Raw genomic sequence first — 23904 nt, forward strand, 5'->3', positions numbered from 1 at the left:
GGGGTGTCGTCGGGCGGGGTGCCGGGACGGGCCATCGACCCGGCCTGCGATCTCGGTGTTAGGAATAAACGGGTGCGAACTCTTTCGGCCGTCCGGCTTCCTGCTGCCAGTAGGGCGACAGGCTGCGCAGCTTGGCGATGATGCCCGGCACCACGGCGATGACCCGGTCGATCTCCTCCTCCGTCGTGTCGCGCGACAGCGAGAAGCGGGTGGCGCCATGGGCGGCGGTATAGGGCACGCCCATGGCGCGCATGACGTGGCTGGGCTCCAGCGAGCCCGAGGTGCAGGCGGAGCCGGAGGACGCGGCGATGCCGGCCTCGTTCAGCAGCAGGAGGATCGCCTCGCCCTCGATATACTCGAAGGCGATGTTGCAGGTGTTGGGCAGACGGTCGTCCGGGTTGCCGGTGACGAAGCAGCTCGGCACCGCCGCCAGGATCGCCTGTTCCAGCCGGTCGCGCAGCGCCTTCACCCGCGTGTTCTCCTCGCCCATATGGACGAGCGCCAACTGGGCGGCGGCGCCCAGCCCGACGATGGCGGGCGCATTCTCGGTGCCGGCGCGCCGGGAGCGCTCCTGATGGCCGCCGCGCAGCATCGGGCGGAAGCGCAGGCCGCGCTTGACGTAGAGCGCGCCGATGCCCTTGGGGGCGTGCAGCTTGTGGCCGGACAGCGACAGCATGTCGATGGCGCTGTCGGCCAGCTTCATCGGGATCTTGCCGACCGACTGCACCGCGTCGGTGTGGAAGACGGCGCCGACCTCCTTGGCCATGCGCGCCAACTCCTCGACCGGGAAGATCGTCCCGGTCTCGTTGTTGGCCCACATGATGGAGACGATGGCCACCCGGTCGGACAATGCTGCGCGGTAGGCCTCCATGTCGAGGTTGCCCTTGTTGTCCACCGGGATGCGGTGGACGGTGTAGCCGCGCTTCTTCTCCAGATACTCGCAGAGCGCCAGCACGCCGGGGTGCTCGACCACGCTGGTGACGATCTCGCGCTTTTTCGGATAGGCTTCCAGCGCCGACAGGATGGCGGTGTTGTCGCTTTCCGTCCCGCCGGAGGTGAAGACGATCTCGCTGTCATGGGCCGCGCCCAGCAAGGCCTGGACCTGCTTGCGCGCCCATTCGATCTTGCCGCCCACCGCGGCGCCGAAGCCGTGCATCGAGGACGGGTTGCCGAAATGCTCGGTGAAGAGCGGCAGCATCTCCTGCAGCACTTCCGGATCGACGCGGGTGGTGGCGTTGTTGTCGAGATAGATTCCCTGGCTCATGGTCTGGCGCTCCCCTTAGCCCGCATGGGCCGGCATGAGGGACGCGGGTTTGACCCGCACGAACTCGCCGAGCTTCTCGACCAGCTTCATCTGCACGCCCATCATCGTGCCGGCCGACTGCGAACAGCCGGAGCAGGCGCCGGAGAGCCGCACATAGATGTCCTTGCCGTCGATGTCGACCAGCTCCACGTCGCCGCCGTCGCGCTGGATCTGCGGGCGCATCTCCTCGATGGCGCTCATGATGGCCTGCATGCGCTGGACGTTCGTCAGCTTCGGCGCCGCAGCCGGTTCCGCCTTGGGTTCCAGCGGCTTGATGGCGTCCAGCCCGACGGTGCCGGGGGCATGCCTGGCGGCGGGCTTCAGGGCGCCGGTCTTCGCCAGCACCTCCTCCAGCACCTCCTCGATCTTCTCGTGACAGGTCTGGCAGGAGCCGCCTGCCTTGGTGTAGTGGGTGACCTCCTCCAGCGTGGTCAGGCCGTTGACGGTCACCGCGCGCTCGATCATGGCGGCGTCGACGCCGAAGCATTTGCAGACCAGCTCGCCTTCCTCATGGTCGTCTTCCCACGCCTCGCCCTTGTAGTTGGCGATGGCGGCACGCAGCGCCTCGGCGCCCATGACGGAACAGTGCATCTTCTCCGGCGGCAGGCCGCCCAGATACTCGGCGATGTCACGGTTGGTCAGTGTCAGCGCCTCATCCACCGTCTTGCCAATGATCATCTCGGTCAGCGCGGAGCTTGAGGCGATGGCCGAGCCGCAGCCGAAGGTCTGGAACTTCGCATCCAGGATGATCTGGGTGTCTGGATCGACCTTCAGCATCAGACGCAGCGCGTCGCCGCAAGTGATGGAGCCGACCTCGCCGACCGCGTTGGCGCTGTCCAGGACACCGGAGTTCTTCGGGTTGAAGAAGTGTTCCTTGACCTTGTCGGTGTAGTTCCACATGTCGCTGCTGCCTTTCCGTGGGGTGCGCGCCTAGGGGAAGAATGTCCGGGAGCGGAATCAGTGAGTGGAGTAGGGGGCCGACGAGCCGCAGCTCGACGAAGAGGTCGAGCAGGAGCCGCCCCCGCCTTCGCCAGCCGAGAAGGACTTGCCGCAGCCGCAGCTGCTGGTCGCGTTCGGGTTGTCGAACTTGAAGCCGGAGCCTTCGATGCCCTCGACGAAATCGACCACCACGCCGCTGAGAAAGGGCTGGCTGTTGGCGTCGACGAAGATGGTGACGGGACCGAAGCTGAGCACCGTGTCATCGTCGCCGGCCGCCGCCTCCAGGCCCATCTGGTATTTCAGGCCGGCGCAGCCGCCGTCGGTCACCGCGATCCGCAGGCCGGCCGCCGCACCGCCGGATTTCGCCAGGACCCGTTCCAGAGTGGAAACCGCCGCATCCGTCAGAGTCACCATGTCCCGCCTCCTCAAGCCGCGTTGCCGGGGATGCCGGCCGATCTGACGAGGAGTAGAGCAAGGGCTGTGCCAATCAGGTAAGCAATTGATTTTCAATAATTGTCAGGTCGGGCGGCCGTGGTGAAAGTCTGACAATGTTCTGAACACGAACCATTTTGTCGGGTTTGGCGCGTGTCGCTTTTGCGACAGCCGCGACACTTCGCCGCACAAAAATAATGTGGTCTTTCCCTGTGTCTGCGCGCGTACCATTGGGACGTCGTCGGTGCGTCGGATGATTGATTGCGTCAGCGGGAAATACAGGCGAGGGAAGCGATGAGCGACGAACCGATCGAACTCAGGATGTCGAACGGCCGCATGGCCTTCGGCGACGTGCCGGAACAGATCGACGAGCTGTTGCAGGAGGCAGTGAAGGCCCGTGACGTGCCTGACGCCTGCGAGGCCTTGCTGTGGGAAGCCCATCGCAAAGGACCGCGGGTGCTGCCGGTCTTCTACGCGCTCTACAAATTCTACTTCAACCGCAAGAAGCTGGCGGAGGCGGAACGGGTGGCCCGCATCGGGCTGGATGCCGCCGCACTCCAGGGCGGCTTTTCCGCCGACTGGTCGCGGCTGACGGCGGGCTCCACCGACTGGACGGCGGCCGGACCGGCGCGCTTCTTCCTGTTCACCATGAAGGCGCTGGCCTTCATCGAACTGCGCCGCCACAACCGTGACAAGGCGCTGGCGATCCTTGGCAAGATGGCGGAGATCGACCCGGTGGATCAGGTCGGCTACGGCACCATCGCCGCGCTTGCCCGTGGACTGGGCAATGGAACGGAGGGAGAGGGCGGGGCGGCGTAGCGGCGCCCACAAAAAAAGCCCCCCGGCCCAGGGGGGAACCGGGCCGGGGGCAGCGGGGATTTGCGTCTCACGACGCTCTCACGACGCGCTCTCACGTCGAGAGCTATTGCGGCCCCGCCGGGGTCGTGGGGCCGCAATTCCGTCAGGCGGCGACGGACTCCAGGGCCGGATAGTCGGTGTAGCCCTTGACGTCGCCGCCGTAATAGGTGGTGCGGTCCGGTTCGGCCAGCGACGCGCCGACGCGGAAGCGGGCGGGCAGGTCCGGGTTGGCGATGAAGGCCTCGCCGAAGCTGACCGCGTCGGCCTCACCCTTGGCGAGCGTGGCATCGGCGTCACTGCGGCTGTAGCCGCCATTCAGGATGAACGGACCCTTGAAGGCGGCGCGCAGGGCGGACGCCACATGCGGCGTGCCCTCCGGCGGAGCCATGTGATGGCCGGGCCGCCCCTCGATCACATGCAGATAGGCGAGGTTGAACGGGTTCAACGCTTTGGTGATCGCCAGGAAATGCGGCAGCGGGTCGCTGTCCTTCATGTCGTTGAAGGCACCGGTCGGCGACAGGCGGACGCCGATGCGGCCGGCACCGACGGCATGGGCCGTGGCCTCCAGGATCTCCAGCAGGAAGCGGCAGCGGTTCTCCACCGTTCCGCCATACTGGTCGGTGCGGGTGTTGGTGCCGTCGCGCAGGAATTGGTCGATCAGATAGCCGTTGGCCGCGTGGATTTCGACGCCGTCCAGGCCGGCGTCGAACACCGCGCGCTTGGCGGCATCGGCGAAATGGCGGACCAGAGCGGGGATCTCGGAGGCTTCAAGGGCGCGCGGCACCGGAAAGGGCTCCATGCCGGCGCCGGTGTAGAGCTGGCCCTTCGCTGCGATGGCCGAGGGGGCGACCGGGGCGGCGCCGTTCGGCTGGAAGCGCGGGTGGGAAATCCGGCCGACATGCCAGAGCTGGGTGACGATCCGCCCGCCGGCGGTGTGCACGGCGTCCGCAACCGCGCGCCAAGCCAGGGTCTGGGCATCGGTGTGGATGCCCGGCGTGTTGGGATAGCCCTGGGCGGTGTCGCAGACCTGCGTCGCCTCGGTGATGATCAGGCCGGCCGAGGCGCGCTGCGCATAATATTCGGCGGTCAGCGCGGTCGGGCAGTTGCCTTCGCCGGCGCGGCTGCGGGTCATCGGCGCCATGACCACGCGGTTCGGCAGCTCGATCGCGCCGAGGCGCAGCGGGGTGAACAGGTCCGGGGTTGCGGTGCTGTGCGGATCGGTGCTGTGCGGCATGGCGGGACTACCCCCTGTTGGGCAAATCAGCTTGTATGTATGTGAGTACATACTTGAACCCAAGCCTGCCGCTTGTCAAGTATGTATCTGCATACTTATTATGACGCTGACGGGACGCACCGGAGAGGGACGGGTTTTGGACGCAAGCAAGGAAGCTGACGGCTGTTGCCCCGGTAACGGCACCGAGGGTGCCTGCGAGGGCGGGGGGCGCAAACGCGACCGGGCCGCGACCGAGGGGGCGCTGCTCGACGCTGCCAAGCTGGTGTTCGCCGAACGCGGCTTCGACGCGGCGACGACGCGTGAGATTGCTGGGCGGGCCGGGGTCAACGAACAGCTGATCCAGCGCTATTTCTCAGGCAAGAGCGGGCTGCTGCTGGCGGTGGTGGAGCGCTATTGGCGCGAGGAATCGGGCGGCTGCGCCCTGCCGCCTCCGCACGAGGATCTGGAGACCGACCTCGCCCGCTTCCTGCACGCCCAGCTGAAGCACAGCTGGGAGTGCCGCGACTTCACCCGTGTCGTGCTGGCCCGTGCCCTGGTCGATCCGGCGATCGCCGATGAGATGGCCCGAACCCTGTCGCAGAGCCGCATCCCCTGTCTCGTGAAGCGGCTGGAGGGGCATCGCGACCGTGGCGCCATCGCCGCCGACGCCGACCTCGCCAATGTGGCGGCCGGCATCGCGACGCTCAGCTTCGGTTTGGGCTTCCTCGATCAGGTGGTGTTCGGCCGTGACGATGCCGGCATCTGCGCGATGGTCGGCACGCTGGCCCACACCATCGCCCATGGCCTGACGCCGCGGTAGGCCGCAAGTTCTAACGGTTACTCCGCAGCGGCGGCCGCGCGGGTGGTGGCGCGGTGGCTGTGCACCGCGTCGGCGGTGAAGACGGCCAGCGCCACCCAGATGCAGGCGAAGGTGATGGCGTGGCCGCGCGTGAACGCCTCGCCATAGACCAGCACGCCCAGCAGGAGCTGCCCGGTCGGCCCGACATATTGCAGCAGCCCCATGGTGGTCAGCGTCAGCCGTCCCGCGCCGATCATGAACAGCACCAGCGGCACCGCCGTCATCGGCCCGGCCAGCACCAGCAGGGTGCTCTCGCCCCAGCCATGACCGAAGGCGCCGTCACTGCCCACCCACAGCAGATAGCCGAGTGCGGCCGGCAGCAGCAGGGCGGTTTCCACCAGCAGGCCGATCACCGGATCGATCGCCGCCTTCTTGCGTACCAGGGCATAGAAACCGAAGGATAGCGCCAGCGACAGGGCAACCCAGGGCACGGCGCCATAGCTGGCGACGAGGCTGCCGACGCCGGCCGTGGCGATGGCGACCGCCAGCATTCGCCCGCGGCTGAGCCGTTCATGCAGGAACAGCACGCCCAGCAGCACATTGATCAGCGGGTTGATGAAATAGCCCAGGCTGGCCTCGACCAGCCGGTTGTTCACCACCGCCCAGATGAAGACCGTCCAGTTGATGGTGACCAGCAGGGTGGTGACCACCAGGATGCCCAGCCGGCGCCAACTGCCCACCGCCAGGACGACGGCCGCCGGTCCGCGCGTCACCAGCACGATGACGCCGACCAGCAGCACCGTCCAAACCACGCGGTGGGCGACGATCTCCACCGCGCCGACATCGCCCAGCGATTTGAAGAAGACCGGGTTGACCAGCCCCCAGATCAGGTAGGAGGAGAGCGCCGCGACGAACGCCGCGGTCGTGGAGGTCGGGGCCTTGGCGGGCGGCAGGGTCTGAACCATACCGTCCGTTTAGCACATTGTTTGTGCAATCCGGCAGCGGGCCGCCGAACATGGCCGGGCTGCGCGGTCGGCATCGCTGTCTGCCACCCTCGGTCCTTGCATGAAAAAGCCCCGCAGAAGCGGGGCTTTCTCGCAGCCGTCGGACCGGCGACGCGGTCAGGCGGCGGTGGCGACGCCCTTGTCGGCCAGCAGGGTCTGCAGCTCGCCCGACTCATACATCTCGCGGACGATGTCGCAGCCGCCGACCAGCTCGCCCTTGACGTAGAGCTGCGGGAAGGTCGGCCAGTTCGAGTATTCCTTCAGGCCCTGGCGCAGGCCCGGATCCTCCAGGATGTTGACGCCCTTGAACTTGACGCCGGTGTGGCTCAGCACCTGGACGACGGCGGCGGAGAAGCCGCACTGCGGGAACACCGGGGTGCCCTTCATGTAGAGCACGACATCGTTGTTCTTGATGTCCTGCTCGATGCGCTCGACGACGTTCTGATCGACCATGACTTGGGTAACCCTTCCGATTGGGCCCGGCGGTGCCGCGGCCTTGTCCGTTGCGACTTTGATCAGGCGCCTTCCGGCACCGCGGTGGTCAGCGCCAGGGCGTGCAGTTCGCCGCCCATCCTCCCCTGAAGGGACGCGTAGACCATCTGGTGCTGCTGCACCCGGCTCTTGCCCTTGAAGGCCGCGGAGGTGACGAGCGCGGCATAGTGGTCGCCGTCGCCCCGCAGATCCGCGATCTCCACGACCGCGTCCGGGATGCCTTCCTTGATGAGCTTTTCGATCGTGGCGGCTTCCATCGCCATGGGTACGGTCCTCGCTCTGTTCAGGATTGCCCCGCCCGGGCACATGCTTCTCGAGATAGAGTAGGTGCGGGCGGGCCGTTTGTCATCCACCGGCAAAGATTTGCCGGAATGCGGAAGACGCGGGAACCGCCCGGGACACCCTTTATTCAACAGGAAAGATCCGTTATTCGCCGAACACGCGCTTGAACACCGTGTCGACATGCTTGGTGTGGTAGGACATGTCGAACATCGGCTCCAGCTTGTCGCGGCCGATGTGCTTGGCGATGTCGGCGTCGCTCGACAGCAGGTCCAGATAGTTGCCGCCCTTCTCCCACACCTGCATGGCGTTGCGCTGCACCGCCTTGTAGCTGTCCTCGCGGCTCATGCCGGCCTGGGTCAGCGCCAGCAGCACGCGCTGCGAGAAGACCAGCCCGCCCAGATCGTCCAGGTTCCGCTGCATGCGCTCCGGATAGACCACCAGCTTTTCCATCATGCTGGTCAGGCGCACCAGGGCGAAGTCCAGCGTGACGGTGGCGTCGGGGCCGATCATGCGCTCGACCGAGCTGTGCGAGATGTCGCGCTCGTGCCACAGCGCCACATTCTCCAGCGCCGGGACGACGGCGGAGCGGACGATGCGGGCCAGGCCGGTCAGGTTTTCCGACAGGACCGGGTTGCGCTTGTGCGGCATCGCCGACGAGCCCTTCTGGCCGGGGTGGAAGTATTCCTCCGCCTCGCGCACCTCGGTGCGCTGGAGGTGGCGGATTTCCGTCGCCAGATTCTCGATGCTCGACGCGATCACGCCCAGCACGGAGAAGAAGAAGGCGTGGCGGTCGCGCGGAATGACCTGGGTCGACACCGGCTCCACCGACAGGCCCAGCTTGGCGGCGACATGCTCCTCGACCCGCGGGTCGATGTTGGCGAAGGTGCCGACGGCGCCGGAGATGGCGCAGGTGGCGATGTCCTGGCGCGCCTGGACCAGACGCTCGCGCCCGCGGGCGAAGGCGGCGTAATGGCCGGCCAGCTTCAGGCCGAAGGTCGTCGGCTCGGCATGGATGCCGTGGCTGCGGCCGATGGTGACGGTGTTCTTGTGCTCGTATGCCCGGCGCTTCAGCGCGGTCAGCAGGGCGTCCATGTCGGCCAGCAGCAGGTCTGCCGCCTGGGTCAGCTGGACGGCGAGGCAGGTGTCCAGCACGTCGGACGAGGTCATGCCCTGGTGGACGAAGCGGGCCTCGGGGCCGACATACTCGGCGAGATTGGTCAGGAAGGCGATGACGTCATGACGGGTCTCGCGCTCGATCTCGTCGATGCGGTCGATCTGCCACTTGCCGCGCTCCCACACCGCCTTGGCGGCTTCCTTCGGGATCACGCCCAGCTCGGCCTGCGCGTCGCAGGCGTGCGCCTCGATCTCGAACCAGATGCGGAAGCGGTTTTCCGGCTCCCAGATGCGGGCCATTTCGTGGCGGGTATAGCGGGGGATCATCGGCACTCTCCGGAGGAAGCGGGCGCTGGATTGCAGGTGGCTAGCGGGTCTCGTAGCACGCGCGCGCGACCATAGCGGTGCCGGAGTGCGTTTTAAAGCGTCGCGATGACCCGATCCCATCAGCCCAAAGCGGGCCACCGCCGGGAGCATTAATCTTCGCCGCCGAATTGTTGTCAGCCTAAGGGAATCCGCGCCTAATGCTTGACAGGCGCACTTTGCGGCAATTCCCTGTCGGTATACAGTCCTGCACCCCAACGGCCATCCAGAGGTGAGGAAAACAGTCAAAGAGTCGCGCCCGGGTGGATTTCCTTTGCTTGCAGTTGAATCCGCGCGAGCATTAAGCAACACTTGCGCAGCGCATCGGGGCCGGCCCCAGCCGGCATCCGCAATTTCCATCCGACAGGCCATCCGAAGGGAGCCCTTCTTGTCCGACCCCGTCGCCGAGCTGGTCCGTGCGCCGTCGCGCTCGTCCGACGAGGCCCGGCTTTACCGGCTGCAATTCCTGGCGTCGATGGCGCTGGTGGCGGCGCTCGTCCTCGGGCTTGGGCTCTACTTCGTCTGGCAGCATTGGGCCGACCTGGAGCACGACCTGCAGCAGAGCGAGGCGCGCTACGTCCAGGAGCAGCATCAGGCCCTGGTGCAGGAGGTGGAGAATGCGCAGTCATATCTCGCCTACATGCGCTCCCGCGTCGAGCCGCTGCTGAAGGAGCAGCTGCGCGCCCAGGTGGACGAGGCCTATTCCATCGCCCGCAGCGTCCATGATCGGGAAAAGGACATCCTGCCCGAAGCGTCGGTGAAGGAGTCGATCAAGGAGACGCTGCGGCCGCTGCGCTTCTCTGGCGGTCGCGGCTATTACTTCATCAACGACCTGAACGGCGAATCGGTGCTGATGCCGGTCGACCCGGCGCGGGAAGGCACCTCGGCCTTCGCCGCCCCCGATCCGCAGGGCGCCGCAGTGGTGCGCGAGCTGATGCGGGCGGCCCAGGACCCCAGCCTGCGTGGTTTCGCCCGCTATCGCTGGCGTATGCCGGACGACCCGGCCCAGGCCGTCGACAAGCTGGCTTTCGTCCGCCGTTTCGAACCCTATGACTGGCTGATCGGCGCCAGCGATTCGCTGGGCGCGGTGGAAGCGCGCCTGCAGCATGAATCGCTGGAGCGGCTGCGCGCCTTCCGCTTCGGGGAGACCGGCTATGTCGGCGTGCTGCGCCAGGACGGGCAGGTGCTGCTGTCGCCGACCGCTCCGGCATCGGAGGGCATGAACGCCCGCGACCTGCCGTGGAAGACGGAACGCGACCTCGTCACCCGGCTGCTGGAGCTCGGGCGCCAGGGCGGCGGGGAGCTGCGCTACGACTGGATCCATCCGGTCACCGCAAGGCCGACGCCGAAGATGGCCTATGTCTCGGCGCCGAGCGTCTGGGGCTGGATCCTGGTCGCCGGCTTCTACATCGACGATGTCGGCAAGGAGATGGAGATGCGCCGGGCCGAGATCAGCCGCGGCGTCAACCAGCGGGTCTGGACCACGGTGGCGGTGCTGGGCGTGGCGCTCGCCGCATCGGTCGGCGTGTCGTGGCTGGTCACCGGCTGGATCCGGCGCATCGTCGGCAGCTACCAGCTGCGGGTCCGCCATAGCGACAGCATGCTGCGCGAGCGGGCGCGCCAGCTCTATCTCGCCAATTTCTTCGTCGACCATGTGTCGGAGATCGTCGTGCTGGCCGACGCCAGCCTGCGCATCGCCTACATCAACCCCTTCGGCTGCCAGGCATTGGGCGGGACGCTGGAGGATCTGGTGATGGGGCAGGCCGACCTGCTGAAGCGCTTCGCGTCCGAGGGCGACGACGCGGCCAGCCATTACGAGACCGTCTATCGCACCGTCGACGGCCGCACGCTGGAGCTCGAGGTCACCGCCAGCCGCATCACCTATGAGGGTGAGGTCTATTACTCCGCCATCGCCCGCGACATCAGCGAGCGCAAGCGGGCAGAATGGCAGCTGCGGCTGTCGGCGAAGGTGTTCGACAACGCGGCGGAGGGCATGTTCGTCGCCAACGAGCAGCGGCAGATCGTCGCCGCCAACGATGCCTTCTCCCGCATCACCGGCTATGACCGCGACGAGGTGCTGGGCCGCGGTCCGGAGTTCCTGCGTTCGGACCGCAACCCGCCCGGCTTCTACGAGGAGCTGTGGCTGCAACTGATCGCCGAGGGCCATTGGGCCGGCGAGATCTGGAGCACCCGCAAGAACGGCGAGGTTTTCCCGGAATGGCTCAGCGTCAAGCTGGTCCGCAACGAGGACGGCGCCGTCGCCAACTACATCGCCGCCTTCACCGACATCACCGCGATCAGGGCGCAGGAGGAGCGCATCCGCCATCTGGCGCAGTTCGACTTCCTGACCGACCTGCCCAACCGCTTTCTGCTGCGCGACCGGCTGGAGCGCGCCATGTTGGCCGCCGGGCGCCACGGCACCAAGGTCGGGCTGCTGTTCGTCGATCTCGACCGCTTCAAGACCATCAACGACAGCTTGGGCCATCAGGTCGGCGACGATCTGCTGCGCAAGGTGGGAGAACGGCTCACCGGCACCGTGCGGGCCAGCGATACCGTCAGCCGGCAGGGTGGCGACGAGTTCATCATCCTGATCAGCGACATGGACAGCCCCGACGCCGCCGGCATCGTCGCGCGGAAGGTTCTGCACACCCTGTCGGAGCCCTACCTGATCGAGGGGCACGAGTTGCAGGTCACGCCCTCCATCGGCATCGCCGTCTACCCCGACGACGGCACCGGCATCGACGGGCTGCTGAAGAGCGCGGACATGGCGATGTACGCGGCGAAGGAGGCCGGGCGTGCGACCTACCAGTTCTTCACGCCGGAACTGAACCGCCGCGCGTCCGACCGGATGTGGACGGAGAGCAACCTGCGCCGGGCGCTGGCCAACAACGAGTTGGAGCTGCATTTCCAGCCGCAATTCTCGCTGGACGGCCGCCGTCTGGTCGGGGCGGAGGCGCTGGTGCGCTGGCGTCAGCCCGACGGCACGCTGATCATGCCCGGCCAGTTCATCCCGATTGCCGAGGACACCGGCCTGATCCTGCCGCTGGGCGACTGGGTGCTGGGCGAGGCCTGCCGCCGCGCGGCGGAACTGCTGCGGCACCAGACCCTGGTGATCGCCATCAATCTGTCGGCGGTGCAGGTGCGCCGCCCCGGGCTGGCCGAGCGGGTGGCCGGCTGGCTGTCCGCCTACGGCATCCCGCCCTCGGTGCTGGAGCTGGAGGTGACGGAAAGCGTCCTGATGGACGAGTCCGACGTGGTGTCGGAAACCTTCTCGCAGCTGCGCGAGATGGGGGTGCCGCTCGCCATCGATGATTTCGGCACCGGCTATTCGTCGCTGGCCTATCTGAAGCGCTTCCGTGTCGACAAGCTGAAGATCGACCGCAGCTTCGTCAGCGGCCTGCGTGCGGGCAACCCGGACAGCGGCGCCATCGCCGAGGCGATCATCAGCATGGCGCGGTCCTTGCGCATGCAGACGCTGGCCGAAGGGGTGGAGACGGAGGAGCAGTACGACTGCCTCGTCGAACTGGGCTGCGACCAGTGCCAGGGCTATCTGCTGGGCCGTCCGATGCCCTACGAGGATTTTCTCGAATTCGTCCGGCGCGACGCCGCCGCCGCCGAACCGCGGCTGGCCGAGGCGGTGGAATAGGCGCCGGGCTTCCCCGCGACCGTCAGCCGTACCGCAGCAGCCGCGTTCCGTTCGCCTTCAGCCAAGCCCGTGGCCATTCCACGCCCGAGCCGTCCGTCAGGCTGGCGCACAGCGCCCAGAAACGCTGGGAATGGTTCATCTCGCGCAGATGCGCCACCTCGTGCCCGACCACATAGTCGAGCACCTGTTCCGGCGTCAGGATCAGCCGCCAGGAGAAGGACAACCGTCCGGTCGACGAACAGCTGCCCCAGCGGCTCCTGGTGTCGCGGATGGTGACCGCCGCCACCCGGGCGCCGATGGTCGCCGCCTTCTGCCGGGCGCGGGTCGCCAGTTCGCGCTTGGCCTCCGCCGTCAGGAAATCGCGGACGCGGCGGGCAACATGCTCCGGCTGGCCGCCGACCAGCAGGACACCGTCCTCGATCCGGCTCGGGCCGCGCAGGGCCGGGTCGTGGCGGATGACGTGTTCGACGCCGAGATAGGGCACACTGGCGCCGTCGGCGAAGGGCAGCGAGGGCGGCATTGCCGCCAGCCGAGCCCGCAGCCAGCCGTCATGGCGGCCGACGAACTGGCGGGCGTCGGTTTCCGACACGCCGACCGGCACCACCACCTGGACCAGCCCGCGCCCGGCGTCGACGCGCAGGGTCATGCGGGTCGCACGCACGCTTTCCCGAAGCTCCAGCGGGATCGGCAGGCCGGAAATCTCCAGCGCGCGCGGCGGCTGGGGGGGCCGGGCGGCGGATCGCTTGCGGCGACGCAGAAGGGCGGGAAGGCGTTGCACCATGCCGTCTTATAGCGCGGCGGCCGCCGAATGCGGAAGCGTCCTCCGCCCTTTGTCGGAGTGGTGCAACGGCGCAGTTTCGGCTTAAAGAATTAGGGCTTTCGAACGATCCCATGCCATGGGGTCGACTGAGGTCACATTTGACACGATCGATCGAGGCACAAAATAAAGCAGGGGTAACGCGGTGGTCTGGTGGCCTCCCACTTACCGCCAATTCTGTCGCCGTTTTTTCATCGGGCGGTCTTCCGCTTATCCTTGCCCCTCAGCCTTGCCCCTCAGCCTTGCAGAGTATACGCCGATGCCCCTCATCCCAGGACAAACGCCGACACGCGAGGATTGGCTGGACGCGCTGCTGTCGGCCAACGGGTCCCCGCAGGTTCTGCTTGGCGAGGACGGACGCGTGCTGGTGGCGAACCTTGCCTTTGCCGACCTGATCGGCCATGCGCCGGAGAGGGTGGAGGGGCGGACGCTGGCGGAGGCCGGGCTCGTGGCGGAAACGGCCGGCGGGATCGACCGCCTGCGGCGCCAGGTGATGGCGACCGGCACGCCGGCCTCGACCCCCGGACCTCTCCCCGGCTTTCCCTGCGCGCTGGTGCTGAAACCGGTGACGGAGGCCGGGGGGCGGATTCGTGCGGTGGCGCTGGTTGCCGACGCCGGTGCCGCCGCCTTGGCGGACGCGCGGGCGGAGGCGGCGCAGGCCCGTGCCGATGCCGAGCGGGCCCGCACCGCCAAGGGCAAGTTCCTGTCGGCGGCCAGCCACGATCTGCGCCAGCCCTTCCAGGCGATGCATCTGTTCCACCATCTGCTCAGCGGCCGGCTGACCGATCCCGCCTCCATCGAGCTGGCGAACAAGCTGGAACAGGCGATCATCGGCGGCGAGACGCTGCTGCGTGCCCTGCTGGAGGTTTCGGCGCTGGAGGCCGGGCTGGTCACCGCCAAGCAGCAGACCTTCCCGGTCGATGATCTGCTGGCCAAGATGCTGGAGGAATTCGGGCCGGAAGCGGAGGCCAAGGGCCTGCGCTTCAATGTCCATCCGCTTGATGCCCAGGTCATCAGCGACCCGGTGCTGATGGAGCGGCTGCTGCGGCCGCTGCTGGCCAACGCCCTGCGCTACACGCTGACGGGCGGCGTCCTGCTGGCCGCGCGGCGCCGCGGTGACCGGCTGCGCATCGAGGTGTGGGACACCGGCGTCGGCATCGACCCGTCCAACCATGCGGTCATCTTCGAGGATTTCCACCAGCTCGGCAATCCGGGGCGTGACCGCAAGCAGGGTCTGGGCCTTGGCCTCGCCATCGTGCGGCGGCTGGCGCAGGTGCTGGGGCATCCGGTGACGGTGCGCTCCAGGCCCGGCAGGGGCTCCGTCTTCGCGGTGGAGGTGCCGCTGGCCGGCAATGACGGCGACCGATCCGGCGACGACTCCGGCGACAGCGAGCCTGAACCGGCAGCCGGGCAGTCTTCCGCCGCCGGGGCTCCTGCGCCGGCCGGCACGGTGCTGGTGATCGAGGACGACGCCATGCAGCTGGAAGGCATCGGGCTGCTGCTGCGCGGCTGGGGCTACGCCGTCATTCCCGCCCGGGGCATCGACGAGGCCTGTGCCGGGCTGGACGGCGGCGCCCCCGTCCCCGACCTCGTGCTGTCGGACCTGCGCCTGTCGGGACCGGAAACGGGTATCGACGCCATCCAGGCGGTCCGCGCCCGCTGCGGCCGGCGGGTGCCGGGGGTGATCGTCACCGGCGACACCGATCCCGACCGGCTTCGCATCGTCGACCGCAGCGGCATTCCCCTGGTCCACAAGCCCTGCGATCCGACCGCCCTGCGCCGCCTGCTCAGCCGCAGCCTCCCGGCCGTTCGCCGGGCGGATGCCGCCCGCCCACGTTAGCTTTTCCGCGCCCGCGCATTTTCGCTCCGCAACATTCCGGCGCTGCGCTTTTCACGTCATAAAACTGTAAAGCGGCGACTTGACAGACCCTGGTATGCGTGCGCAGTGTGACGGTTAGAGCAACCAAACAATTTCGGAAACGATCATCGCGCCGCCGGTCTTTTTCGCAACCGCACACAACGTCTTATGCAGTTGCCATTAAAACTTCACGAAAGCGTCGCGGGACGGCAACCCGTTGCCCTCATGACAACCGCGAACCATACCGGGACAGGGAGACCCACCGCATGTTGACCCGCCGCAAGCTTGCCCTCCTGACGGGCGCCGCCACCACCAGCGCCCTGCTGTTCGCCGCCGCCCTTCCGGGTTCGGCCCTGGCGCAGCAGAAGACGGTGGTCGATTTCTGGCACGGCCTGCCGCAGCCGCTGGGCGGCCAGCTGGAGCAGATCGTCAAGGACTTCAACGACAGCCAGCAGGCGGTCCAGGTCAACGCCTCCTACAAGGGCAGCTATCCGGAGACGATGCAGGCGGCGATCGCCGCCTTCCGTGCCGGCAACGCGCCGCACATCGTGCAGATGTTCGAGGTCGGGACCGCCACCATGATGGCCGCCGGCCCGGCGGTGAAGCCGGTCTACCAGCTGATGCAGGAGACGGGCGCCTCCTTCGACGCCGACGCCTACATCCCGGCGGTGAAGGGCTACTACTCGTCCAAGGACGGGAAGATGATGGCGCTGCCGTTCAACAGCTCCACCGCCATCATGTTCTACAACAAGGACGCCTTCACCAAGGCCGGTCTCGACCCGGCCAAGCCGCCGGCGACCTGGCCGGAGCTGATCGACGCGGCCAAGAAGCTGAAGGCGTCGGGCTCCAGCTGCCCCTTCACCACCTCCTGGCCGACCTGGGTGCAGCTTGAGCAACTGGGCGCCATCCACAACACCCCCTTCGCCACCCAGGCCAACGGCTATGGCGGGCTGAACGCCGAGCTGAAGATCGACGCCCCGGTCTACGTCAAGCATGTCCAGACCCTGATCGACATGCAGAAGGAGGGGCTGTTCAAGTATGGTGGCCGTGACAACAAGCCGGACGCCCTGTTCCCGTCGGGCGAATGCGCGATGATCCAGGGCTCGTCCTCGCTGCGCAGCCGCATCATCAAGGAGGCGACCTTCGCCTGGGGTGCGGCGCCGCTGCCCTACTGGCCGGAATTCGCCAACAACGATCCGAAGAACGGCATCATCGGTGGCGCCGCCTTCTGGGTGATGACCTCGCCCAAGCGCACGCCGGCCGAATACAAGGCGGTGTCCCAGTTCTTCACCTATCTCGCCAAGCCCGAGGTCGACGCCAAGTGGCACATGGACACCGGCTATGTCCCGGTGACGCTGAAGGGCATCGAGATCGCCAAGGCGCAGGGCTATTACGAGAAGAACCCCGGCGCCGATGTGCCGGCCGCCCAGCTGACCCGCACGCCGACCACCGAGAACAGCATGGGCCTGCGCCTGGGCAACCTGCCGGAAATCCGCAACATCATCCAGGAAGAGCTTGAGAAGGCCTTCCAGGGCCAGCAGGACGCCAAGCAGGCCCTCGACGCCTCAATCAAGCGCGGCAACACCGTGCTGCGCAACTTCGAGCGCGCCAACAAGGGCTGATTTCGGCCGTAACCTCCCCTTGGTCCCCTCTCCCCCCCGGGGAGAGGGTTAGGGTGAGGGGGATGCGCGGCGTGGCTTAGTTCAGTGGGACACGCTTCGCATTTCCCCCAATCCACCGCATGCCTCCCCCTCACCCCGACCCTCTCCCCGGGGGGGAGAGGGGGGAGCACCCTTACGCCACGCATAACCGACGAAAGACCATCCTGTGCAGCGTCGCGTCACCTTCGACAACCGGCTGTTGCCTTACCTGCTGCTGGCGCCGCAGGTGGCGGTGACGCTGGTGTTCTTCATCTGGCCGGCGGCCAATGCCATCTGGCAGTCGGTGCATCTCCAGGACGCCTTCGGCATCCGCAGCGAGTTCGTCTGGTTCGAGAACTTCACCCATGTGCTGAGCGACCCGAACTATCTCGACACGCTGAAGGTCACGATCATCTTCAGCGTCGCGGTGACCGTACTGGCGATGGGGGTGGCGCTGCTGCTGGCGGTGTTGGCCGATTCGAAGATCAAGGGTGCCCGCGCCTACAAGACGCTGCTGATCTGGCCCTACGCGCTGGCTCCGGCCGTCGCGGCGGTGCTGTGGATGTTCATCTTCAACCCCGACATCGGCTCCTTCGGTCAGGCGCTGCGGGCGCTGGGTTATGACTGGGACTACCGGCTGAACGGCGGGCAGGCGCTGGTGATGGTCATCATGGCCGCCAGCTGGAAGCAGGTGTCCTACAACTTCATCTTCTTCCTGGCCGGCCTTCAGGCGATCCCGCGCTCGGTGATGGAGGCGGCCAGCATCGACGGCGCCGGTCCGATGCGGCGGTTCTGGACCATCACCTTCCCGCTCTTGTCGCCGACCACCTTCTTCCTGCTGGTGGTCGACATGGTCTACGCCTTCTTCGAGACCTTCGGCACCATCCACGCCCTGACCCAGGGCGGGCCGGGCAAGGCGACGGAGACGCTGATCTTCCGCGTCTATCAGGACGGCGTGGTCAACAACGACCTCGGCGGATCGTCGGCCCAGTCGGTGATCCTGATGGTGATCGTCATCGCGCTGACCGCGGTGCAGTTCCGCTTCGTCGAGCGCAAGGTCCATTACGCATGAAGCCGACCCGTTTCATCGATCTGCTGCCGCACATCGTCCTGATCGTCGGCGTCCTGATTTTCGCCTATCCGATCTATGTGACGCTGATCGGCTCCACCTGGGATTCCGGCACCATCGGGCGCGGCGGGCTGCCGCTGTGGCCGGGCGGGCAGGGGATGGCCAACTACGCCCAGGCCTGGGCCGGGGAAGCCGGCGAGCGGGCGCTCTACACGCCCGTCCGTACCATGATGCTGAACAGTCTGGTGATGGCGCTGTCCATCGCGGTGGGCAAGATCGCCATCTCGATCCTGTCGGCCTATGCGGTGGCCTTCTTCCGTTTCCCGCTGCGCATGGCCTTCTTCTGGCTGATCTTCATCACGCTGATGCTGCCGGTGGAGGTGCGGATCATCCCGACCTACAAGGTCGTCGCCGATCTGGGCCTGATCAACAGCTATGCCGGTCTGGCGATCCCGCTGATCGCGTCGGCCACCGCGACCCTGCTGTTCCGCCAGTTCTTCCTGACCATCCCGGACGAGCTGCTGGAGGCGGCGAAGATCGATGGCGCCGGGCCGGTGCGCTTCTTCATCGACGTGGTCCTGCCGCTGTCGCGCACCAACATCGCGGCGCTGTTCGTCATCCTCTTCATCTATGGCTGGAACCAGTATCTCTGGCCGCTTCTGGTCACCAGCAGCGGCGACATGGAAACCATCGTGACCGGGATCACCAAGATGATCGGCACCGGCGAATCGGCCAACGACTGGCACATCATCATGGCGACCACCGTGCTGGCGATGTTGCCGCCGGTGGCGGTGGTGGTGTTCATGCAGCGCTGGTTCGTCAAAGGTCTTGTGGACAGCGAAAAGTAAGCGCGGGCGAAGGGAAAAAGAACAATGGCAACCGTTGAAATCCGCGACGTCCGCAAGTCTTACGGCCCGGTCGAAGCGATCAAGGGCATCGACATCGCGATCCAGGACGGCGAATTCCTCGTCCTGCTCGGCCCATCGGGCTGCGGCAAGTCCACCCTGCTGCGCATGGTCGCCGGGCTGGAGGGCATCACCGGCGGTCAGATCGCCATCGGCGGTCGCGTGGTGAACGATCTGGACCCCAAGGACCGCGACATCGCGATGGTGTTCCAGAACTATGCGCTCTACCCGCACATGACGGTCTTCGACAACATGGCCTACGGCCTGAAGATCCGCGGGATCCCGAAGGCCGAGATCCGGGCGCGCGTCGACAAGGCAGCCGCCATCCTTGAACTGGGGCGTTTCCTAGACCGCCGGCCGAGCCAGCTGTCGGGCGGCCAGCGCCAGCGCGTCGCCATGGGCCGCGCCATCGTGCGCGAGCCGGCCGCCTTCCTGTTCGACGAGCCGCTGTCGAACCTCGACGCCAAGCTGCGCACGCAGATGCGGGTGGAGATCAAGCGGCTTCAGGACCGGCTCGGCATCACCAGCCTCTACGTCACCCACGATCAGGTGGAGGCGATGACGCTGGCCGACCGCATCCTGGTGATGAACCATGGCGTCGCCGAGCAGATCGGCACGCCGCTGGAGGTCTACCAGCGCCCGGCCAGCCTGTTCGTCGCCGGCTTCATCGGCTCGCCGCCGATGAATGTGCTGGACGGCCGCATCGACGACCGGGGTGAGGCGGTGCTGGTGCCCGGTGGACAGCGCCTGCCGCTGTCGCAGCCGCGTCCGACCGACGCCGGCCGGGCGATCAAGCTCGGCATCCGGCCGGAGCATCTGGCCGTCGCCGCCGAGGGCTTTTCGATCGAGGTCGAATTGGTGGAGGCGCTGGGGGCCGACACAGTGGTCTATGGCCGCCTGCCGGACGGCGAGACCCTGCTGGTCCGCATGGCCGGCATCCCCACCGTCCGCGAGCGTGACCGCCTGACGGTTGCCCCGCAGGACGGCGCCCTGCATCTGTTCGACGCGGTGACGGGGCGCCGGGTGGAATGACGGGCTGGAATTGATCTTCGCTCAGAAATCCGAACAGCGCCCTTTGAACTCCCAGTCGCCGTAGCGGGTCGGCTCCGGCCCCTTCGGGCCGCCGATCTCGCCGGGCTTCTGTTCGGGGCCCTTGGTTTCGGTTGCGTCCGGAGCGGCCTCGGTGGTTGAGGTTTCGGCCACCGCGTCGGCGGCGTCCTGCTGCGGCTTGGTTGGTTCGGTCATCATATCCATCGCAAAACTGCGGGCATTTGGGCGGGTATCTTGAACGCCGGCGCGGCCCGGCCCCATATCTTGGACCGGAGCGGGTTACCCCGCTTCGGCCCATCCTGAACCGATATGGCGATCATGACCAGCTATCTGAAGACCACCATCCTCCTTGCCGGCCTGACGGCGATCTTCATGGCGGTCGGCTTCCTGCTGGGCGGCAAGACCGGCCTGATCATCGCCTTCGTCATGGCGCTGGGCATGAACCTGTTCAGCTACTGGAATTCCGGCGACATGGTGCTGTCGATGTACGGCGCCCGCGAGGTCGACGCCTATTCGGCGCCCGAGTTCCATGGCATCGTCGCCCGGCTGGCGGAGCGCGCCGGCCTGCCGATGCCGCGCGTCTACATCATCCAGAACGACCAGCCCAACGCCTTCGCCACCGGACGCGATCCGGAGCATGCGGCGGTCGCCGCCACCACCGGCCTGCTGCAACGCCTGACGCCGGAGGAGATCGCCGGCGTGATGGCGCATGAACTGGCCCATGTGAAGAACCGCGACACCCTGATCATGACGATCACCGCGACCATCGCCGGTGCGGTGTCGATGCTCGCCAATTTCGGGCTGTTCTTCGGCGGCTCCAGCAACGACGAGCGCGGCGGCAACCCGCTGGGCATGGTCGGCGGCATCCTGGCCGCCATCCTCGCCCCCATCGCCGCGACCCTGGTGCAGATGGCGATCAGCCGCACCCGCGAGTTCGAGGCCGACCGCATCGGTGCGGAGATCTGCGGCCGTCCCAACTGGCTTGCCGATGCGCTGACCAACATCCACAACAGCGCCAACCACATCCCCAATTATCAGGCGGAGGCGCATCCGGCGACCGCCCACCTGTTCATCGCCAACCCGCTGAGCGGCGCCAGCATGGCCAGCCTGTTCTCCACCCACCCCGACATGGGCGAGCGGGTGGCGCGGCTCCGCGCGATGGCGGCCCGGAGCGGCAGCTCTACCGGTGGCTTCGGCGGTGGGTTTGGGGGCGGCCAGACCCCGCCGCGCGATGGCCGCTCGCCCTGGGGCGCGCCGCCGCAGGGGAGTGGGCAGGGCGGCTTCATGCCGCAGAACCGCCGCGGCCCCTGGGGCTGATCTCCGCAGGCTCACTCTGGTAAAGGATTGCCGCCGAAGGGGTAGGCGACTACCCTTCCGGCACGCGCTCAACCATGACGGTCGCCAGGGGAAGTTTGCATGTCCGACGCCGCGAAGTACCGCCTTGTCACCCGGTCCGATTTCGACGGGCTCGTCTGCGCCGTCCTGCTGAAGGAACTGGGCATCCTCGACGAGATCAAGTTCGTCCACCCCAAGGACATGCAGGACGGCAAGATCGAGATCACCGGCCGCGACATCACCACCAACCTGCCCTACGTCGACGGCGCCCATCTGGTGTTCGACCATCACCTGTCGGAGACCATGCGCGTCGGCGAGAAGCCCAATTACATCATCGACCCCAAGGCCCCCTCCGCCGCTCGTGTCGTCTATGACTATTACGGCGGGAAGGGGCGCTTTCCCACGATCTCCGACGAGATGATGGCGGCTGTCGATCAGGCCGACTCGGCCCAGTACCAGCGCGATGACATCCTGAACCCGACGGGCTGGACCCTGCTGAACTTCATCATGGACGCGCGCACCGGGCTCGGCCGTTTCCGCGAGTTCCGGGTGTCGAACTACCAGCTGATGATGGACCTGATCGACTATTGCCGCAGCCATTCCATCGAGCAGATCCTGGAATTGCCGGACGTGAAGGAGCGGGTGGAGCTCTATGTCCAGCATGCCGAGCTGTTCGTCGACCAGCTGAAGCGCTGCGCCACCGTGCGCGGCAACGTCGTCGTGCTCGACCTCCGCAAGGAGGAGACGATCTATGCCGGCAACCGTTTCATGATCTACGCGCTGTTTCCCGATACCAACGTGTCGATCCATGTGCTGTGGGGCCTGAAGCAGCAGAACACCGTGCTGGCCTGCGGCAAGTCGATCCTGAACCGCAGTTCCAGGACCGACATCGGCCCGCTGATGCTGCAATATGGCGGCGGCGGCCATCAGGCGGCCGGCACCTGTCAGGTCGACAATGACCGGGCCGAAGAGGTATTGGAGGCGATCGTCGCTCGCATGCGCGCGGACGGCTGACCTCCTTCACCGACCGGGCCCTGAGCGATTGAGCGTCTTTCTTCACTTCCCCGACGGTGCCTTGTTCGACGTCGACTGGCTGTCCGCCCTGTCCGACGAGGTGTCAAGGATGGAGGCTGTCGACCGCGCCCGTCCGGTGGTGGCCGACGCCATCGCCCGCACCGACGCGGCGGGGACGGCGGCGCTGGCCCGCATCGACGGGCTGGTGTCGGGGGCGGCGCTCGACGCCATCCCGGCCCTGCTGGCGGCGGAGACGGTGGAGCTGCCCGATGCCGCCGCGGCGAGCGAGCGCTCGATCCATGACCTGATGAGCCGTGTCGCCTACAAGCGGCGCGAGCTGATGCCGCTGTTCCCCGACCTGATCGAGCGTGTCGCCGCCGTCCATGCCGCCGCCATCCGCGCATGCGGTACGGCGCGCTGGCGGCTGATGGCGGCGCGGGCACGGATGCAGCCCGGCCGTCCGTCCAGCCCGATCCAAGGGGCCGGTACCCGCTATGTGAAGAGTGACCGCTTCGACGCCCGCGCGGCCGAGAGCCTGCCGTCGATCGACCGCACCCGTGCCGACCGCATCCTGAAGCGGTTGGGCGAAGCGCCGGTGCCGGACGAGCTGGAGCTTCATCCGCTGGATGACGGCGGCGACCTCTGGACCATCAAGGCCGGCGGGAGCAGCCGCTTCATCCTGCGGGTCGAGCGCGACCGGCGCGGGCCGTTCTACATGGTGGAGGATGTCGGGCCGCAGGCCGCTGGAACGCTTCCGGTTTGAACGCTTCCGGCCCGAAGGCTCACGACGCCTGCCGCGAGCGCACCTGTTCCCGATAGAAGATATAGACGCCGCTGCCGACGATGACGGCGGTGCCGATGACGGTCGACAGGCGGAGGTCCTCGCCGAACAGCATCAGCGAATAGACAGCCGCCCACACCAGCGTGGTGTAGCCGAAGGGCGCCACGGTGGCGGCCGGGGCAGCGCTATAAGCGCGGATCAGGCAGAAATGGCTGATGCCGCCCAGCGTCCCCAGCAGGATCATCAGCGCCGCACCCGTCAGGTCCGGTGTCACCCAGTTGAAGGGCAGGGCCAGCGTGCAGGCCACCGTTCCGGCCATGCCGGTGTAGAAGATGGTGGTGGTCGGCGAATCGGCACCCCGCAGCTTGCGCGTCGCGATCTGGTACAGCGCGTTGCAGAAGGCCGCCGCCAGCGGCAATGCCAGCGCCCATTGGAAGGTGCCGCCCACCGGCCCGACGATGATCAGCGCGCCGGCCATGCCGGCCAGCACGCCGACCCAGCGCCGCCAGCCGACCTTTTCGCCCAGCAGCGGCACCGACAGCGCCGTGATCAGGACCGGCACGGCCGCGGCGATCGCCTGCACCTCGGCGAAGGGGATGCTGCGCAGGGCGAGCACCGCGAACAGCGTGGTCGCCAGCAGCAGGCAGGAGCGGACGAGTTGCAGGGGCAGCCGGTGCGACACCATCAGATGCGGGCTGCGCCACGCGACGACCAAACCGACCAGGGCCATGTGCACGGCGAACCGGGCCCAGGCGACCTCCACAACCGGATAGCTTTTGGTCAGGATCCGGATGGTGGCGTCCTGGGTGACGAACAGCAGGGTCGTCAGCATCATCCAGAAAATGCCGGCCCGGCCCGACCGCCGTTCCGCCAGGGATCTTTCCGTCAGGGACCGTTCCGCCTTGGCGGCCTCTTCGGCTGCGGTCGGACTGGCCGTGGCCGCCGTCGTTTCCCCCGTACTCATCGCCCCCGCTTTCCCAGCCTCGTCATA

The 23904-nt window shown here is 67.2% G+C and carries 22 protein-coding genes; 11 read left to right on the top strand and 11 right to left on the bottom strand.

All coding sequences use genetic code 11. From position 1 onward, the window contains the following. Positions 1 to 58: 58 nt before the first annotated feature. From nifS to E6C72_RS07270, 3 genes are read right to left on the bottom strand one after another with little or no spacing between them, the layout of a single operon-like run. Positions 59 to 1264 carry a cysteine desulfurase NifS gene (nifS, locus tag E6C72_RS07260; protein WP_109442558.1) on the bottom strand — a complete coding sequence of 402 codons (1206 nt, stop codon included), beginning with the start codon at positions 1262 to 1264 and terminating at the stop codon, positions 59 to 61. A gap of 15 nt (positions 1265 to 1279) precedes the next feature. After that, positions 1280 to 2203, bottom strand: coding sequence for a Fe-S cluster assembly protein NifU (gene nifU, locus E6C72_RS07265; RefSeq protein WP_109442559.1), 924 nt, complete (start codon positions 2201 to 2203; stop codon positions 1280 to 1282). Between the two features lie 57 nt (positions 2204 to 2260). After that, positions 2261 to 2656, bottom strand: a complete 396-nt coding sequence (locus E6C72_RS07270) for an iron-sulfur cluster assembly accessory protein (protein ID WP_098740434.1) — start codon at positions 2654 to 2656, stop codon at positions 2261 to 2263. Between the two features lie 312 nt (positions 2657 to 2968). On the opposite strand from E6C72_RS07270, the gene E6C72_RS07275 reads away from it, so the two are divergent. Then, complete coding sequence (locus E6C72_RS07275) at positions 2969 to 3493, top strand: hypothetical protein (protein WP_109442560.1); 525 nt, start codon at positions 2969 to 2971, stop codon at positions 3491 to 3493. A 142-nt stretch (positions 3494 to 3635) separates the two neighbouring features. Here the strand turns inward: E6C72_RS07275 and E6C72_RS07280 are convergent, their stop codons facing one another. Continuing rightward, on the bottom strand, positions 3636 to 4766 hold the full coding sequence (locus E6C72_RS07280; RefSeq protein ID WP_109442561.1) for an alkene reductase: 1131 nt from the start codon (positions 4764 to 4766) through the stop codon (positions 3636 to 3638). A gap of 136 nt (positions 4767 to 4902) precedes the next feature. Here E6C72_RS07280 and E6C72_RS07285 point away from each other — a divergent pair, with 136 nt between their 5' ends. After that, positions 4903 to 5565, top strand: a complete 663-nt coding sequence (locus E6C72_RS07285) for a TetR/AcrR family transcriptional regulator (RefSeq protein ID WP_247875890.1) — start codon at positions 4903 to 4905, stop codon at positions 5563 to 5565. Positions 5566 to 5582: 17 nt separating this feature from the next. Here E6C72_RS07285 and rarD read toward each other — a convergent pair whose 3' ends face one another. The 4 genes from rarD to purB form a co-directional block, all read right to left on the bottom strand. Continuing rightward, positions 5583 to 6509 carry an EamA family transporter RarD gene (gene rarD, locus E6C72_RS07290; protein WP_109442563.1) on the bottom strand — a complete coding sequence of 309 codons (927 nt, stop codon included), beginning with the start codon at positions 6507 to 6509 and terminating at the stop codon, positions 5583 to 5585. Positions 6510 to 6665: 156 nt separating this feature from the next. Continuing rightward, a complete protein-coding gene (gene grxD, locus E6C72_RS07295; RefSeq protein WP_042697386.1) occupies positions 6666 to 7001 on the bottom strand; it encodes a Grx4 family monothiol glutaredoxin in 336 nt (111 codons plus the stop codon). Between the two features lie 62 nt (positions 7002 to 7063). After that, positions 7064 to 7303, bottom strand: a complete 240-nt coding sequence (locus tag E6C72_RS07300) for a BolA family protein (protein WP_063633921.1) — start codon at positions 7301 to 7303, stop codon at positions 7064 to 7066. Positions 7304 to 7466: 163 nt separating this feature from the next. Next, on the bottom strand, positions 7467 to 8762 hold the full coding sequence (gene purB / locus E6C72_RS07305; RefSeq protein WP_109442564.1) for an adenylosuccinate lyase: 1296 nt from the start codon (positions 8760 to 8762) through the stop codon (positions 7467 to 7469). A gap of 424 nt (positions 8763 to 9186) precedes the next feature. On the opposite strand from purB, the gene E6C72_RS07310 reads away from it, so the two are divergent. Next, positions 9187 to 12444, top strand: coding sequence for an EAL domain-containing protein (locus E6C72_RS07310; RefSeq protein ID WP_109442565.1), 3258 nt, complete (start codon positions 9187 to 9189; stop codon positions 12442 to 12444). A 22-nt stretch (positions 12445 to 12466) separates the two neighbouring features. Here the strand turns inward: E6C72_RS07310 and E6C72_RS07315 are convergent, their stop codons facing one another. Next, the gene (locus E6C72_RS07315; RefSeq protein ID WP_109442566.1) at positions 12467 to 13225 is read right to left on the bottom strand and encodes a M48 family metallopeptidase; all 759 of its coding nucleotides are present in this window, start codon (positions 13223 to 13225) and stop codon (positions 12467 to 12469) included. A gap of 295 nt (positions 13226 to 13520) precedes the next feature. On the opposite strand from E6C72_RS07315, the gene E6C72_RS07320 reads away from it, so the two are divergent. The 5 genes from E6C72_RS07320 (at position 13521) to E6C72_RS07340 (ending at position 19765) form a co-directional block, all read left to right on the top strand. Continuing rightward, positions 13521 to 15101 carry an ATP-binding protein gene (locus tag E6C72_RS07320; protein ID WP_109442567.1) on the top strand — a complete coding sequence of 527 codons (1581 nt, stop codon included), beginning with the start codon at positions 13521 to 13523 and terminating at the stop codon, positions 15099 to 15101. A 284-nt stretch (positions 15102 to 15385) separates the two neighbouring features. Beyond that, the gene (gene ugpB, locus E6C72_RS07325) at positions 15386 to 16741 is read left to right on the top strand and encodes a sn-glycerol-3-phosphate ABC transporter substrate-binding protein UgpB (protein WP_109442568.1); all 1356 of its coding nucleotides are present in this window, start codon (positions 15386 to 15388) and stop codon (positions 16739 to 16741) included. Between the two features lie 205 nt (positions 16742 to 16946). Beyond that, positions 16947 to 17831, top strand: coding sequence for a sn-glycerol-3-phosphate ABC transporter permease UgpA (ugpA, locus tag E6C72_RS07330; RefSeq protein WP_109442569.1), 885 nt, complete (start codon positions 16947 to 16949; stop codon positions 17829 to 17831). Next, positions 17828 to 18676: a sn-glycerol-3-phosphate ABC transporter permease UgpE gene (ugpE, locus tag E6C72_RS07335; RefSeq protein ID WP_109442570.1), complete on the top strand. Its 849-nt coding sequence runs from the start codon at positions 17828 to 17830 to the stop codon at positions 18674 to 18676. The genes ugpA and ugpE overlap by 4 nt, the downstream gene beginning before the upstream one ends. Positions 18677 to 18700: 24 nt before the next feature. Next, positions 18701 to 19765, top strand: a complete 1065-nt coding sequence (locus E6C72_RS07340) for a sn-glycerol-3-phosphate import ATP-binding protein UgpC (protein WP_109442571.1) — start codon at positions 18701 to 18703, stop codon at positions 19763 to 19765. Positions 19766 to 19786: 21 nt separating this feature from the next. Here the strand turns inward: E6C72_RS07340 and E6C72_RS07345 are convergent, their stop codons facing one another. After that, entirely contained in the window at positions 19787 to 19987 is a 201-nt protein-coding gene (locus E6C72_RS07345) for a DUF1674 domain-containing protein (RefSeq protein WP_109442572.1), read from the bottom strand. Positions 19988 to 20101: 114 nt separating this feature from the next. Between E6C72_RS07345 and htpX the strand changes: the two genes are divergently transcribed. The 3 genes from htpX to E6C72_RS07360 all read left to right on the top strand — a co-directional run bounded on the left by htpX (position 20102) and on the right by E6C72_RS07360 (position 22895). Then, the gene (gene htpX / locus E6C72_RS07350) at positions 20102 to 21100 is read left to right on the top strand and encodes a zinc metalloprotease HtpX (RefSeq protein ID WP_247875891.1); all 999 of its coding nucleotides are present in this window, start codon (positions 20102 to 20104) and stop codon (positions 21098 to 21100) included. Positions 21101 to 21199: 99 nt separating this feature from the next. Then, a complete protein-coding gene (locus E6C72_RS07355) occupies positions 21200 to 22132 on the top strand; it encodes an exopolyphosphatase (protein ID WP_109442574.1) in 933 nt (310 codons plus the stop codon). 28 nt (positions 22133 to 22160) lie between these two features. Then, positions 22161 to 22895 carry a hypothetical protein gene (locus E6C72_RS07360; RefSeq protein ID WP_109442575.1) on the top strand — a complete coding sequence of 245 codons (735 nt, stop codon included), beginning with the start codon at positions 22161 to 22163 and terminating at the stop codon, positions 22893 to 22895. 19 nt (positions 22896 to 22914) lie between these two features. Here the strand turns inward: E6C72_RS07360 and E6C72_RS07365 are convergent, their stop codons facing one another. Beyond that, a complete protein-coding gene (locus E6C72_RS07365) occupies positions 22915 to 23877 on the bottom strand; it encodes a DMT family transporter (RefSeq protein WP_109442576.1) in 963 nt (320 codons plus the stop codon). Positions 23878 to 23904 lie beyond the last annotated feature (27 nt).

The sequence above is a fragment of the Azospirillum sp. TSH100 genome, from assembly GCF_004923295.1.
Classification (GTDB): domain Bacteria; phylum Pseudomonadota; class Alphaproteobacteria; order Azospirillales; family Azospirillaceae; genus Azospirillum.

Bases quoted from the DNA above. Each gene is read 5' to 3' on its own strand.
- nifS (WP_109442558.1), bottom strand. From the start codon at position 1,264: ATGAGCCAGGGAATCTATCTCGACAACAACGCCACCACCCGCGTCGAT.
- nifU (WP_109442559.1), bottom strand. From the start codon at position 2,203: ATGTGGAACTACACCGACAAGGTCAAGGAACACTTCTTCAACCCGAAG.
- E6C72_RS07270 (WP_098740434.1), bottom strand. From the start codon at position 2,656: ATGGTGACTCTGACGGATGCGGCGGTTTCCACTCTGGAACGGGTCCTG.
- E6C72_RS07275 (WP_109442560.1), top strand. From the start codon at position 2,969: ATGAGCGACGAACCGATCGAACTCAGGATGTCGAACGGCCGCATGGCC.
- E6C72_RS07280 (WP_109442561.1), bottom strand. From the start codon at position 4,766: ATGCCGCACAGCACCGATCCGCACAGCACCGCAACCCCGGACCTGTTC.
- rarD (WP_109442563.1), bottom strand. From the start codon at position 6,509: ATGGTTCAGACCCTGCCGCCCGCCAAGGCCCCGACCTCCACGACCGCG.
- grxD (WP_042697386.1), bottom strand. From the start codon at position 7,001: ATGGTCGATCAGAACGTCGTCGAGCGCATCGAGCAGGACATCAAGAAC.
- E6C72_RS07300 (WP_063633921.1), bottom strand. From the start codon at position 7,303: ATGGCGATGGAAGCCGCCACGATCGAAAAGCTCATCAAGGAAGGCATC.
- purB (WP_109442564.1), bottom strand. From the start codon at position 8,762: ATGATCCCCCGCTATACCCGCCACGAAATGGCCCGCATCTGGGAGCCG.
- E6C72_RS07315 (WP_109442566.1), bottom strand. From the start codon at position 13,225: ATGGTGCAACGCCTTCCCGCCCTTCTGCGTCGCCGCAAGCGATCCGCC.
- E6C72_RS07320 (WP_109442567.1), top strand. From the start codon at position 13,521: ATGCCCCTCATCCCAGGACAAACGCCGACACGCGAGGATTGGCTGGAC.
- ugpB (WP_109442568.1), top strand. From the start codon at position 15,386: ATGTTGACCCGCCGCAAGCTTGCCCTCCTGACGGGCGCCGCCACCACC.
- ugpE (WP_109442570.1), top strand. From the start codon at position 17,828: ATGAAGCCGACCCGTTTCATCGATCTGCTGCCGCACATCGTCCTGATC.
- E6C72_RS07340 (WP_109442571.1), top strand. From the start codon at position 18,701: ATGGCAACCGTTGAAATCCGCGACGTCCGCAAGTCTTACGGCCCGGTC.
- E6C72_RS07345 (WP_109442572.1), bottom strand. From the start codon at position 19,987: ATGGATATGATGACCGAACCAACCAAGCCGCAGCAGGACGCCGCCGAC.
- htpX (WP_247875891.1), top strand. From the start codon at position 20,102: ATGACCAGCTATCTGAAGACCACCATCCTCCTTGCCGGCCTGACGGCG.
- E6C72_RS07355 (WP_109442574.1), top strand. From the start codon at position 21,200: ATGTCCGACGCCGCGAAGTACCGCCTTGTCACCCGGTCCGATTTCGAC.
- E6C72_RS07365 (WP_109442576.1), bottom strand. From the start codon at position 23,877: ATGAGTACGGGGGAAACGACGGCGGCCACGGCCAGTCCGACCGCAGCC.